Genomic DNA, 12,725 nt, shown 5'->3' on the forward strand with positions numbered 1-12,725 from the left:
CGAACGGAAGGAGCGGTTCGTGGCCAAGGTGCTCTACGAGAAGGACGGGCGCATCGCGCGCATCACGCTCAACCGGCCGGAGGTGCTCAACGCGATCGACGACGAGCTGCCGCGCGCCCTGGCCGAGGCGGTGGAGCGGGCGAACGGCGACGCCGGCGTGCACGTCATCGTGCTGTCGGGCGCCGGGCGCGCCTTCTGCGCCGGCTACGACCTGACCTACTACGCCGAGGCGGCGGCCGGGGCCGGCAACGCGGTCACCCAGGAGATGCCCTGGGACCCGATGCAGGACTACGCCTTCATGATGCGCAACACCGAGCTGTTCATGTCGCTGTGGCGCAGCTACCGGCCGGTCGTCACAAAGGTGCACGGCTTCGCGGTGGCCGGCGGCTCCGACATCGCGCTGTGCTCCGACATGATCGTGATGGCCGAGGACGCCGAGATCGGCTACATGCCGGTGCGCGTGTGGGGCTGCCCGACGACGGCGATGTGGGTCTACCGGCTGGGGCCGGAACGGGCCAAGCGCATGCTGTTCACCGGCGACCGGATCGACGGCCGCGAGGCCGAGCGGCTCGGCCTGGTGCTCAAGGCGGTACCGGCCGAGCGGCTCGACGCGGAGGTCGAGGCGCTCGCCCAGCGCATGGCCACCGTGCCGGTCAACCAGCTCATGATGCAGAAGCTGGTCGTCAACCAGGCGATCGAGGCGATGGGGCTGAAGCAGACGCAGATGTTCGCCACGGTGTTCGACGGCATCACCCGCCATTCGCCCGAGGGCCTCAACTTCAAGCAGCGCGCCGAGACGGCGGGCTGGAAGCAGGCCGTGCGCGAGCGCGATCAGGGCACGTTCGACTGGACCGCCAACCGGCCGATCAACCCGCAGGCCTGAACCGGAGACACGCCCCGATGACCGCGCACAAGCCCGGCCTCGCGCCGGTGATGACCGCCGAGGAGGTCAACGCCTTCCTCAAGCAGGTCTACCCGCAGCTCAACGAGGACTTCGCCGCCTACGAGGCGGTGGCGGTGCGGCCGGGCGGCTGCACGGTGCGGCTCAACGCCAGCGAACGCCACCTCAGGCCGGGCAACACGGTGTCGGGCCCCTCGCTGTTCACGCTGGCCGACATCGGCGGCTATGTCTGCGTGCTGTCGCATATCGGCCGCGAGGCGCTGTCGGTGACGACCAACCTCAACATCAACTTCATGCGCAAGGCCGAGGCCGGGCCGGTGACCGGCGAATGCCGCATCCTCAAGCTCGGCCGCAGCCTGATGGTGTTCGACATCGACATGACCGCCGGCGTCGACCGGCATCTCGTCGCCCATGCCACAGGCACCTACTCCATTCCGCCGAAGCGCGGTGCCGCTTTGGGGTAACCTAATACCTCAATGTACAACCGATTGATTTGACTTGCTTTTCTGCGAAGAGCGGCGTGTTTTTGCGCTTGACGGGAAACCCCGCCTCGCCTATAAGCCACCGCGGAATGCGGCCCCGCCCGGGCCGCGTTTTCGTTGACGGCCGTCCAGGGCGGCCGTCGCGCGCCGAGGGCCGCACCCGGCGGCCATCGGGAAGCAACAAGAAACGCCCTTTTCTTTCAAAGGGTTCATGACACGGACAGCGAGACCATGAAGACCTTTTCGCAGAAGCCTGCGGACGTGGTGAAGAAATGGGTGCTCATCGACGCCGAAGGGCTGGTCGTCGGGCGCCTCGCCACCATCGTCGCCAACCGCCTGCGCGGCAAGCACAAGCCGAGCTTCACGCCGCATGTCGACGACGGCGACAACGTCATCATCATCAACGCCGACAAGGTGGTGCTGACGGGCAAGAAGCGCGACGACAAGACCTATTACTGGCACACCGGCCATCCCGGCGGCATCAAGCAGCGCACCGCGCGCCAGATCCTCGAAGGCCGCTTTCCCGAGCGCGTCGTGGAAAAGGCGGTCGAGCGCATGATCCCGCGCGGCCCGCTCGGCCGGCGCCAGATGAAGAACCTGCGCGTCTATGCCGGGTCCGAGCATCCCCATGCGGCGCAGCAGCCAGAGGCGCTCGACGTCGCCGCCATGAGCAAGAAGAACGTAAGGGTCCAGAAGTATGGCTGAACTGAATTCCCTGCAGGAGCTCGGCGAGGCCGCCGCGCCCCAGGCGCCCGAGGCGCCGGTGCATGTCCAGAAGCTCGACGCGCATGGCCGCGCCTACGCGACCGGCAAGCGCAAGGACGCCATCGCGCGCGTCTGGGTCAAGCCGGGCACCGGCAAGATCACCGTCAACGACAAGTCGTTCGAGGCCTATTTCGCCCGGCCGGTGCTGCAGATGATCCTGCAGCAGCCGATCGTGGCGACCAACCGCAACGGCCAGTACGACGTGATCGCCACCGTCACCGGCGGCGGCCTGTCGGGCCAGGCCGGCGCGGTGCGCCACGGCCTGTCGAAGGCGCTCACCCACTACGAGCCGGAGCTGCGCCCCGTGCTCAAGAAGGGCGGCTTCCTGACCCGCGACAGCCGCGTGGTCGAGCGAAAGAAGTACGGCCGGCGGAAGGCGCGCCGCTCGTTCCAGTTCTCCAAGCGCTGACGGCGCGGAGAGCCGCGAGACGACAGGGCGGGCCTTTGGGCCCGCTTTTTCGTGTTGCCCCCCTGCCCCGCGCGGCACCGTCCGCGCCGCCGAGACGGAGGAACGCATGCCCTCGAGATCGATCGACAACGCCTTCACCGCACGCGGCCTGAAGGGCGCGGCCGGCGACCCGACCTATGCCGGGGCGCTGTCCTTCATGCGGCGGCGATACGCCAAGTCGCCGAAGGGCGCCGACGCGGTTGTGTGGGGCATCCCGTTCGACGCCGCGGTGTCGAACCGGCCGGGCGCGCGCTTCGGGCCGCAGGCGATCCGCCGCGCCTCGGCGATCCTCGACAACGACCCGCAACATCCGTTCGGCCTCGACCTGTTCGACACGCTCGCCGTCGTCGACCTCGGCGACTGCCTGCTCGATTTCGGCGACCACGCCAAGACGCCGCGGCTGATCGAGCGCGAGGCGGCGCGGATCCTGCGCTCGGGCGCCTTCCTGCTGTCGCTCGGCGGCGACCATTCGGTCACCTGGCCGCTGCTCAAGGCGCATGCCGCCCGGCACGGGCCGCTGGCGCTGGTGCAGTTCGACGCGCACCAGGACACCTGGCCGGACGACGGCCGGCGCGTCGACCACGGCTCCTTCGTCGGCCGCGCCGTCGACCAGGGGGCGATCGATGCCGAGCGCTCGATCCAGATCGGCATCCGCACCCACGCGCCGCGCGACTGCGGCATCAAGATCATCGACGGCTACGCGCTCGACGAGATGCGCGCGGCCGACATCGCCTATGCGATCGCCGAGCGCACCGCCGGCAAGCCGGTCTACGTGACCTTCGACATCGACTGCCTCGACCCCGCCTTCGCGCCGGGCACCGGCACGCCGGTCGCCGGCGGCCCGTCGTCGGCCAGGATGCTGTCGGTGCTGCGCCAGCTCGGCGGGCTCGACATCGTCGGCGCCGACGTCGTGGAGGTGGCGCCGCCCTACGACCACGCCGACGTGACGGCGATTGCCGGGGCCGCGGTGGCGATGCACTATCTCGGCCTGCTCGCCGAGCGCCGGCTGCGCGAGCGCGGCTGACAATCCGATTCAGGCGCTTCGGAAATCGACTCCGGAACGCCTCTCAATCTGCTGATTTCAAAAGACGTTCGGAACCCGAGCCCATGACTGCGAAGATCTTCATCGACGGCGAGCACGGCACCACGGGGCTGCAGATCCGCGGCCGGCTGGCCGAGCGGCGCGACATCGAGGTGCTGTCGATCCCGGCCGACAAGCGCAAGGACCCGGCGGCGCGCGCCGACTTCCTCAACGCCGCCGACATCGCCATTCTGTGCCTGCCGGACGACGCGGCGCGCGAGAGCGTGGCGCTGATCGAGAACGCCGGCACGCGCGTCATCGACGCCTCGAGCGCGCACCGCGTCGCCGAGGGCTGGACCTACGGCTTCGCCGAGATGGACCGCGACCAGGCCGCCGCCATCCGCGAGGCGCAGCGCGTGGCCAATCCGGGCTGCTGGCCGCAGGGGCCGATCGCGGCGCTGCGGCCGCTGATCGCCGCCGGCCTGCTGCCGGCCGACCTGCCGGTCACCGTCAACGGCGTGTCGGGCTATTCCGGCGGCGGCCGCACGATGATCGAGGCCTACGAGGCCGACGGCGCCGCCGTGCCGCACTTCATGCCCTACGGGCTGACGCTCGACCACAAGCACCTGCCGGAGCTGACCGCCTATGCGCGCCTTGCCGGCGCGCCGCTGATGCAGCCGGCGGTGGGCCGCTTCGCCCAGGGGATGCTGACGGCCGTGCCGCTGCATCTCGGCCGGCTGGCGCGCGTGCCGAGCGGCCGGGCGCTGCACGGCGCGCTGGCCGAGCACTACGGCGCGCTCGCCGACAGCGCCGTCACGGTGGCGCCGCTCGCCGCCGTCGAGCGTTCGGCCGAGCTCGACCCGCAGCGTCACAACGGCACCAACGCCATGACGCTGCACGTCTTTGCCAACGACGCGCGCGCGCAGGCGCTGCTGATCGCCGTCTACGACAATCTCGGCAAGGGCGCCTCGGGCGCGGCGGTGCAGAACCTTGACCTGATGCTGGGTCGCGCCGGATAGACCCTGGCGCCTTCGGGCGGGCGCCGCCGCGCGGCCCTGCCCCGGCCGGTCAGCCGGCCGTGCGCACCGCCGTCTCGGGCGGATAGGCGCCGGCCGCCGCGCGCCGGTGCGCGACGGCGAAGCCGAGCACGACGAGCGCCATGCCCTGATGCACCAGCGCCCAGCCGAACGGCACCGCCCCGACGACGGTGACGATGCCGACCAGCGCCTGGACGACGACCAGCGCCAACAGCGCCAGCGCGCGCCGGGCATGGGTCGTGTCGGGCACCCGGCGCACGCTCGCCCAGGCATGCCAGAGGGCGAGCGCCAGCAGCAGATAGGCGCCGAGACGGTGCACGAACTGCACGGTCTTGGGGTTCTCGAACAGGTTGAGCCAGGCCGGCTGCTGCACGAACAGGCCGCCCGGCACCAGCGCACCGTCCATCAGCGGCCAGGTGTTGTAGGCGAGCCCGGCATCGAGCCCGGCGACCAGGCCGCCGAGGTAGATCTGCACCAGAACCGCGATCACGAACCAGCCGGCGAAGCGGCGCACGGCCATGGGTGCCGGACCGGCGGTGTGCGGCGCCAGGCCGCGCGCCACCGCCATGATGGCGGCGAAGATCAGGCAGGCGATCGTCAGGTGCACGGCGAGCCGGTACTGCGAGACGTCGACGCGGTCGACCAGCCCCGAGGCGACCATCCACCAGCCGATCGCGCCCTGCAGACCGCCGAGCGCGAGGATGCCGAGGAGCTTCGGCTTCAGATGGCTTTCGAGCCGGCCGGTCAGCCAGAAGAAGGCGAGCGGCAGCGCGAAGGCGAAGCCGACGCCGCGGGCGAGCAGCCGGTGCGCCCACTCCCACCAGAAGATCACCTTGAACTCGGCCAGGCTCATGCCCTTGTTGATCTGCTGGTACTCGGGGATCTGGCGGTACTTGTCCAGTTCCTCCTGCCACTGCGCCTCGCCGATCGGCGGGATGACGCCGTGGATCGGCTTCCATTCCGTGATCGACAGGCCGGAATCGGTCAGCCGCGTGGCGCCGCCGACGATCACCAGCGCGAACACCAGCACCAGAACGCCGTAGAGCCAAAGCCGCACCTGCAGCCGATGGCGCGCTTCGGCGGCGCGCGTGTCGAATGGCGAGGCGGCTTGGGCGATGCTGCTCATGGCGGGTCTGGGGATCCTGTGCGGGTCGGCGCATCAGTGGAACAACGCCGCGCCGAGCGCAAGGTCCGCGCGCGCGCGACATGCCGTCGCTGCGCCGCGCGCCGGCAGGCATTGCGCTCGCCGCGCCGGGGCTCTAGATCACGGTGGCAAGACACGCGAAGCGGCGTCGCACGCCCGCAAGATCCGCGCCGGGCCGAACGCGCCCGCCGGGCGAGATTGCGAGCCGCGCGGCGAGACAAGGAACCGGCGATGCCCGTCCGGCTGAAGAAGTTCATCGGCATGATCGCGCTGGTGGCGCTGGTCGTCCTCTACGCGCTCATCGCCACCACCGTGGCGACGGCACGGCTCGCCGAGGCGGGCGCGGTCGCCCATCTCGCCTATTTCTTCTTCACCGGCCTCCTGTGGGTGCTGCCGGCCATGGCGATCATCAAGTGGATGGCCGGCCGGCCGCAGGACAACCGCTGAGGCGCCTCACACGGTGACGAGGCGGCGACCGGCATTGGCCAGCGGCGTCGTCAGCCCCGACAGCATGGTGCGGACATGGGCGAGGCGCTGGTAGCGCCCGTTGACGGAGATGCGCGGCAGGCTGTGCAGATGGCCGGCGTGCTCGCGCTGCAAGACGCCGTGCCGGGTGGTGACGGCCGAGCGGTAGCCGGCCTCGGCCGCCAGCGCCACCTCGCGCGGGCCGACCGCGCTCTCGTAGCCGTAGGGATAGGCCATGTGCACGGGGCGCCGGCCGAGCTCGAGCTCGATGATGCGCGCGGCGTCGGCCATCTCGCGCAGCGCCGCCTCGGCTGACAGCCGCCTGAGGTTGTAGTGGTTCACGGTGTGGGCGCCGATGGTCACCAGACGGTGCTGCGCGGCCCGCCGGATCTCGTTCCAGTCCATCAGCGTGTCGCGCGAGGGCTTGGCGTGGTCGACGCCGACGGAGCGGGCGAGGTCGCGCAGCACCGTCTGGCGCTCCTCCTCGCGCACCACCGTCGTCAGGTGGTCGTGGATCGCCCGCACCGTCTCGTGCTTGGCGGCCAGCGTGCCGCAGTCGAAGGCGACGCGGCCCTCGGCGGTGTCGAGATAGAGCCGGTCGCGCGCGCACACCACGTCCTCCAGCACGTCCCACCACAGGTCGACGCGGCGGCTCGCCAGGCCGGGGCAGACGTGGATGGCGATCGGCACGTCGTGGTGCTCGAGCACCGGCAGCGCTTCGGTGAGGTTGTCGCGATAGGCGTCGTCGGCGGTGACGGCGAGGAAGCGCCGGCCGCGGCCGGTGACGAGCGCCTCGACCGCCTCGTCCATGGTGACGAAGGCGTAGCGCTTGCGCTTCAGCTTGCCGAGCAGGCGGTCGAGAAAGCCGGGCGTGACGGTGAGATGCCGGTTGATGCCGAGCGGCTTCGGCGGCTCGGCACTCACCCGGTGCAGCATCAGGATGGCGCCGACGCCGGACAGGAACGGCGCGGCGAGCGGCGCCGCCCCGGTCAGCCGCATCGCGTTGAGCGCGATCCTGCGAGCGGCTTCCTTCCTGTCGAGCATTCCTTCACCTTTTGCGGGTAGCGTGGCGCACGGCATCGGAGGATAGCACGCATGCATGGCGAGCAAGCTAGGGCTCAAGGATTGAAGGATGGTTGACGCAGCCACGGCGAGCCGACGTCCTGCCGGACGCACCGGCGCCGACGCGACGCCGGCCGCCCGCGGCCTCGCCGTCGCGCTGCACGCGGCCGATACGGCCGGGCAGGCAGCCTACGCCGCGTTCTGCCGGCAGGCGGTGTTCGCGCCGCCGCAGAGCCCCGAATGGCTCGCCGCCTGGGCGCCGCACGCCGAAGGCGAGACGGCGATCGCCGAAATCCGCCGCAACGGCGCGACGCTCGCCATGCTGCCGCTCGAGATCGTGCGCAGGCGCGGCCTCAGCCTCGCGCGGCCGATCGGCGGGCGGCATGCCAACGGCAACTTTCCGGCCACCGCGGCCGGGCTGCCCCCGCTCGACGCCGGCACGGCAGGCGCGCTCGCCGCCGCGCTGGCGGCCGCCGGCCGGCGCATCGACGTCGTGTGCCTGGAGCGCATGGCCGAGCGGATCGCCGGCCAGACCAACCCGCTGGCCGGGCTGCCGCGCCAGCAAAGCCCCGATGTGGCGCTCGCCGTCGCCCTCGACGGCGGCTTCGAGGCGCTGCTCGAGCGCGTCAACGGCAAGCGCAAGGGCAAGAAGCACCGCTCGCAGAAGCGCAAGTTCGAGGCGGTCGGCGGCGTGCGGCGGTTGCGCGCGGAGACGCCGGAGGAGATCGCGCGGATGCTCGACGCCTTCTTCGCCATGAAGCACGCGCGTTTCGCGCAGATGGGCATCGCCGACGTGTTCGCCGACGAGGCGGTGCGCGCCGCCTTCCGGGCGCTGTTCGGCGGCGAGGCGGGCAAGGCCAGGCCTGCCTTCGTGCTGCACGGGCTCGAGGTCGGCGGCGTGCTGCGCGCGGTCACCGGGTCGAGCGCGGCGCCGGGCCGGCTGGTCTGCGAGTTCGGCGCCATCGCCGCCGACGATCTGGCCCATGCCAGCCCGGGCGACTTCCTGTTCTTCGAAAACATCCGCGAGGCCTGCGAGGAAGGCTTCGCCGTGTACGACTTCAGCGTCGGCGACGAGCACTACAAGCGGCTGTGGTGCGATCTCGAGGAGCGCCAGTTCGACGTCGTCTTGCCGCTGACGCTGCGCGGCCGGGCCTATGCCGCCGGCCGGCGGCTGCGCACCGTGCTGCGCCGCAGCGCCAAGCAGACGCCGGCGGTGCGCGCGCTGGTCAGGCGCCTGCGCCGGCTTTCCGCGGCCCGCTGAGGGCGCGCCGGCGGGCGCGCAGCGCGTCGCGCCCCTCGCCTCAGGCGGCGCTGCGGCCGGGCGTCGCCGGCCGCGGTGACGCCCCCGTCGGCGTGACGACCGCGGGCTCCGGCAGGCCGGCGGCCTGCAGCGTCTCCACCGTCTCGGCGAGCGCGTCTTGCGAAGCCTCGAGCAGGCTGACGAGGACGGCGCTCGATTCGTCGAGCAGGCGCGTCAGGCCCGGCGCCTCGACCGGCCCGCACTCGACGATCACCATGTCGTAGGCCGTCGTCAGCGAATCCATGATGATCGGCAGGCGGTCGATCGCCCGCATCGCGCGGGCCGGGCTCGCCGTGCCGATCGGGATGACGTGGCAGTCCGAATAAAGGTCGCCGTGGATGACGTCGGCGAACTGCGCCTGCGAGGCCAAAAGATCGGTGATGCCGGGATAGACAACGCTTTCCAGCGTCGGCCAGGACGCCGCGCCCGTCGCCGTCAGGTCGAGCAGCAGAACGCGCAGGCCGGCATCGGCCACCTCGCGCGCGACCAGGATGGCGGCGGCCGCCGCCTCGTCGCCCTCCGGCGAGACGAACAGGGCGCGCGTGACGCCGCCGGCGATCAGCGCCTCGGCCGCCGCCGGCGCGGCGATGCCGCGCGCGGCGGGCGCGTCCGCCTGATCTTCTGGCGCGGCGTCGGCCTGCGGCTCGGCGGGCGCCGCGGCGACCGGCATGGCGATCGTCTCGACCGGGGCGAAGGCGCCGTCGGCCGGGCGCATGGCGCGGCCGCTGAACAGCTCGCGCAGCAGCGTGACGATGACGGCAAGCAGCAGTCCGGCGAAGAAGGCGGCGACGGTGAGCGGCAGGATCTTCGGGAAGTAGGGCTCGCTCGGCACGACCGCGCGCGAGAAGATGCGCGCGTCGGCCGGCAGGTAGTTGCGGTCGCGCCGCGCGCTCGCCTCGCGGTAGCGCGTCAGGTAGGATTCCAGCAGCTCGCGCTGGGCGGCCGCCTCGCGCTCGAGGGCGCGCAGCTCGACCTGCTCGCCGTCGGCGCGCGCCGATTCGGCCTTCAGCGTGTTCAGCTCCTCGGTCAGGTCGCGCTCGCGCAGCCGCGCCGTCTCGGCCTCCGTCTCCAGCGCCTCGCGCACCTTGCCGGCCTCGCTGCGGATCTGGGCGTCGAGGTCGCCGAGCTGCGAGCGCAGGGCGCGGATGCGCGGGTGGTTGTCGAGCAGCGTCGTCGACAGGTCGGCGATCTCGGCCCTGAGCTCGACCTGGCGCTCGCGCAGGCGCTGGATCAGCGGCGAGGCGAGCACGTCGGGCATGGTGTCGATCGAGGCGCCCTCCTGCAGGGCGCCGCGCACGGCCGCCGCCGTCGCCTCGGCCGCGGCGCGGTTGGCGCGCACCCGCGACAGCTCGGTCGACAGCTCGGAAAGCTGCTGCGTGGCGAGCACGGCGTTGTTCTGGCCGATCAGCAGGTCGGAGCTGGCGCGGAAGGCGGCGACACGCTCCTCCGCCTCCCTGACGCGCGCGCGCAGATCGGCGATCTCGGGCTCGAGCCAGGCGGTGGCGTCGGCGTTGGAGGCGAGCTTGGCCTGCCGCTGAACCTCGAGATAGGCCTCGGCGATGGCGTTCGGCACCTCGGCGGCGAGCGCGCGGTCCTCGCTGGAGAAGCGGATGACGATGACGCGGGAGTTCTCCACCCGGTAGACCTGCAGCTTCTCGCGGAAGGCGCTCAGCACGCGCTGCTCCGGCGGGATGCCGCGCGGGTCGCTCTTCAGGCCGGCGACGATCAGCATGCGGCCCGGCAGCGACACCTCGCCCTGCTCGAACTCGGCCCGCTCGGCGAGCTCGAGCTCGCGGGCGACCTGCTTGAGGATGTCGGTGGAGGTGATGACCTCGACCTGGCTGGTCACCCCCTCCTCGTCGAGGATGGGGCGGTCGCCCTCGCCCATCGCCGGCCGCGTGTAGACCGATTCCCGCGTCTCGATCAGCAGCCGCGTCTCGGCGCGGTAGAGCGGCGTCGCCAGCCAGGCGAAGAGGAAGACGAGACCGGCGACGGCGAGCGCGGCCAGCAGGATCTGCCGCCAGCGGCCGACGACGGCGGAAAAGAGCTTGCCGAAGTCGATGTCGACGTCGCTGGCCAGGGTCCGGTCACCATCCATGGCGGATCTCCGATGCGGTTCGCCGGCAAGCGTAAACGCGCATGGTAACCACGCGGTTAAGAGCGTTTCGGGGGCGAACGCGCGGCGCGCTGCGCGGCGACGCCGGTGCGGCGGCGACGCCGCTTTACCGGCCATTAACCCTAACAGGAGGATAACGGCTCGAGCTTCGAGGGTCGGCGCAACAGCCGGCCATGGAAAAGGTTTCGTGTGCGCCGATGAAACGCTCCTCCGCCCTTGCCGCCGCGCTGCTGGCCGCCGTCCTGACGGCGGGCTGCGCCAGCTACCGCCCCGCCCCGCCGGCCTTCCACGAAGCGCTCTACAAGCCCTATCTGCTCGACGCCGGAGACACGGTGCGCATCACCGTGTTCGACCAGGAGAACCTGACCAACACCTACGCGGTCGACCAGGCCGGCTACATCGCCTTCCCGCTGGTCGGCGCGGTGCCGGCGCGCGGCCACACCGCCAAGCAGGTCGAGGCGCAGATCGCCGCCATGCTGCGCGACGGCTATCTGCGCGATCCCGACGTGTCGGTCGAGGTGGCGGAATACCGGCCGATCTTCATCATGGGCGAGGTCGGATCGGCCGGCCAGTACGCCTACGTGCCGGGCATGACGGTGCAGAAGGCGATCGCCGCGGCCGGCGGCTTCTCGCCGCGCGCCAACCAGGCGACGGTCGACATCACGCGCGAGATCAACGGCAAGGTGATGACCGGCCGGGTGCTGATCTCCGACCCGCTGCTGCCCGGCGACACGGTCTATGTGCGCGAAAGGCTGTTCTGAGGCCCTGGCCGGACGGACGGCGCCATGACGGAGCCGCTGCGCATCGTCCACTGCTTCCGCTCGCCGGTCGGCGGCATCTTCCGCCATGTGCGCGACCTGTCGCGCGCCCAGGTGGCGGCCGGCCACGCGGTCGGCATCGTCTGCGATTCCAGCACCGGCGGCGACTACGAGGCGCGCCTGTTCGACGAGATGCGCGACATCTTCGCGCTCGGCGTCGCGCGCACGCCGATGCAGCGCCATGTCGGGCCGGGCGACATCGCCTCGGCGTGGCGCACCTGCCGCATCCTGAAGCGCATGCGCCCCGACGTGCTGCACGGCCACGGCGCCAAGGGCGGCGTCTATGCCCGCCTGTTCGGCACGGTGCTGCGGCTCGGCGGCACGCCGGTGGCGCGGCTTTATTCGCCGCATGGCGGCAGCCTGCACTACGACCGCGGCACCGCCACCGGCCGCCTGTTCTTCACGCTCGAGCGCGTGATGGACCGCTTCACCGACCACCTGCTGTTCGTCTCGCGCTACGAGGAGGCGACCTTCCGCGCCAAGGTGGGCGCGCCGCGCGCGCCGCACACGCAGATCTACAACGGCGTGGCGGCCGACGAGTTCGAGCCGGTGCCGGCCGCGCCCGACGCGGCCGATTTCCTCTATATCGGCATGATGCGCGACCTGAAGGGGCCGGACCTCTTCATCGAGGCGCTGGCCGAGGCGGAGCGGCGCACCGGCCGGACGATCACCGCCCATATGGTCGGCGACGGCGAGGACCGGCCGCGCTACGAGGCGCTGGCCGCCGCGCGCGGCCTTGCCGCGCGCATCGCCTTCCACGCCGCCATGCCGGCCCGGCAGGCCTTCCGCCTGGCGCGCATCGTGGTGGTGCCGTCGCGCGCCGAGGCGATGCCCTACATCGTGCTGGAGGCGCTCGCCGCCGGCAAGCCGATGATCGCCAGCGCGGTCGGCGGCGTGCCGGAGATCTTCGGCGACGGTTCACGCGCCCTGGTCGCGCCGGACAGCGCGGCGATCGCCGAACGCATGGCCGAGGCGCTGGCCGACGAGGCGGGCTTCGCCGCCGCCATGCCGCCGCGCGCCACGCTCGAGGCGCGCTTCAGCGCCGCGGCGATGGCGCGCCAGGTGATCGCCGTCTACCGCGCCGCGCGCGACCGGCGCGCGTGAGCCGCCGCGAGGCCGCACGGAGCGCATTTTAGCCCGCCCATCAATCGTTCCTTAGGGCCTTT

At 71.8% G+C, this 12,725-nt stretch carries 13 protein-coding genes; 10 read left to right on the plus strand and 3 right to left on the minus strand.

All coding sequences use genetic code 11. The features are described from left to right. Positions 1–19: 19 nt before the first annotated feature. The 6 genes from N1F89_RS01705 (at position 20) to argC (ending at position 4,636) form a co-directional block, all read left to right on the plus strand. A complete protein-coding gene (locus N1F89_RS01705) occupies positions 20–883 on the plus strand; it encodes a crotonase/enoyl-CoA hydratase family protein (protein ID WP_290080870.1) in 864 nt (287 codons plus the stop codon). A 17-nt stretch (positions 884–900) separates the two neighbouring features. Continuing rightward, the gene (locus N1F89_RS01710; protein ID WP_290080871.1) at positions 901–1,365 is read left to right on the plus strand and encodes a PaaI family thioesterase; all 465 of its coding nucleotides are present in this window, start codon (positions 901–903) and stop codon (positions 1,363–1,365) included. Between the two features lie 249 nt (positions 1,366–1,614). Then, a complete protein-coding gene (gene rplM / locus N1F89_RS01715; protein ID WP_290080872.1) occupies positions 1,615–2,088 on the plus strand; it encodes a 50S ribosomal protein L13 in 474 nt (157 codons plus the stop codon). Then, positions 2,081–2,557 carry a 30S ribosomal protein S9 gene (gene rpsI / locus N1F89_RS01720; protein ID WP_290080873.1) on the plus strand — a complete coding sequence of 159 codons (477 nt, stop codon included), beginning with the start codon at positions 2,081–2,083 and terminating at the stop codon, positions 2,555–2,557. Before rplM ends, rpsI begins: the two co-directional genes overlap by 8 nt. 106 nt (positions 2,558–2,663) lie before the next feature. Continuing rightward, complete coding sequence (gene speB / locus N1F89_RS01725) at positions 2,664–3,620, plus strand: agmatinase (RefSeq protein ID WP_290080875.1); 957 nt, start codon at positions 2,664–2,666, stop codon at positions 3,618–3,620. A gap of 83 nt (positions 3,621–3,703) precedes the next feature. After that, positions 3,704–4,636, plus strand: a complete 933-nt coding sequence (gene argC, locus N1F89_RS01730) for an N-acetyl-gamma-glutamyl-phosphate reductase (protein WP_290080876.1) — start codon at positions 3,704–3,706, stop codon at positions 4,634–4,636. A 49-nt stretch (positions 4,637–4,685) separates the two neighbouring features. Here argC and N1F89_RS01735 read toward each other — a convergent pair whose 3' ends face one another. Continuing rightward, a complete protein-coding gene (locus N1F89_RS01735) occupies positions 4,686–5,780 on the minus strand; it encodes a COX15/CtaA family protein (protein WP_290080878.1) in 1,095 nt (364 codons plus the stop codon). Positions 5,781–6,029: 249 nt separating this feature from the next. On the opposite strand from N1F89_RS01735, the gene N1F89_RS01740 reads away from it, so the two are divergent. Further along, positions 6,030–6,245 (plus strand): DUF2842 domain-containing protein, encoded by a 216-nt coding sequence (locus tag N1F89_RS01740; RefSeq protein WP_290080879.1) that lies wholly within the window; start codon positions 6,030–6,032, stop codon positions 6,243–6,245. 6 nt (positions 6,246–6,251) lie between these two features. Here N1F89_RS01740 and N1F89_RS01745 read toward each other — a convergent pair whose 3' ends face one another. Further along, positions 6,252–7,307, minus strand: coding sequence for a polysaccharide deacetylase family protein (locus N1F89_RS01745; protein WP_290080880.1), 1,056 nt, complete (start codon positions 7,305–7,307; stop codon positions 6,252–6,254). Between the two features lie 88 nt (positions 7,308–7,395). On the opposite strand from N1F89_RS01745, the gene N1F89_RS01750 reads away from it, so the two are divergent. Beyond that, positions 7,396–8,586, plus strand: a complete 1,191-nt coding sequence (locus N1F89_RS01750; RefSeq protein ID WP_290080882.1) for a GNAT family N-acetyltransferase — start codon at positions 7,396–7,398, stop codon at positions 8,584–8,586. Positions 8,587–8,626: 40 nt separating this feature from the next. On the opposite strand, the gene N1F89_RS01755 is transcribed toward N1F89_RS01750, so the two are convergent. Continuing rightward, positions 8,627–10,723 carry a Wzz/FepE/Etk N-terminal domain-containing protein gene (locus tag N1F89_RS01755; protein WP_290080884.1) on the minus strand — a complete coding sequence of 699 codons (2,097 nt, stop codon included), beginning with the start codon at positions 10,721–10,723 and terminating at the stop codon, positions 8,627–8,629. Between the two features lie 215 nt (positions 10,724–10,938). Between N1F89_RS01755 and N1F89_RS01760 the strand changes: the two genes are divergently transcribed. Together N1F89_RS01760 and N1F89_RS01765 are read left to right on the plus strand one after the other, a co-directional pair. Next, on the plus strand, positions 10,939–11,502 hold the full coding sequence (locus N1F89_RS01760) for a polysaccharide biosynthesis/export family protein (RefSeq protein WP_290080885.1): 564 nt from the start codon (positions 10,939–10,941) through the stop codon (positions 11,500–11,502). Positions 11,503–11,526: 24 nt separating this feature from the next. After that, positions 11,527–12,663, plus strand: coding sequence for a glycosyltransferase family 4 protein (locus tag N1F89_RS01765; protein ID WP_290080886.1), 1,137 nt, complete (start codon positions 11,527–11,529; stop codon positions 12,661–12,663). The last annotated feature ends 62 nt before the right edge of the window (positions 12,664–12,725 follow it).

It is taken from the genome of Aquibium sp. A9E412 (assembly GCF_030398335.1).
GTDB lineage: Bacteria > Pseudomonadota > Alphaproteobacteria > Rhizobiales > Rhizobiaceae > A9E412.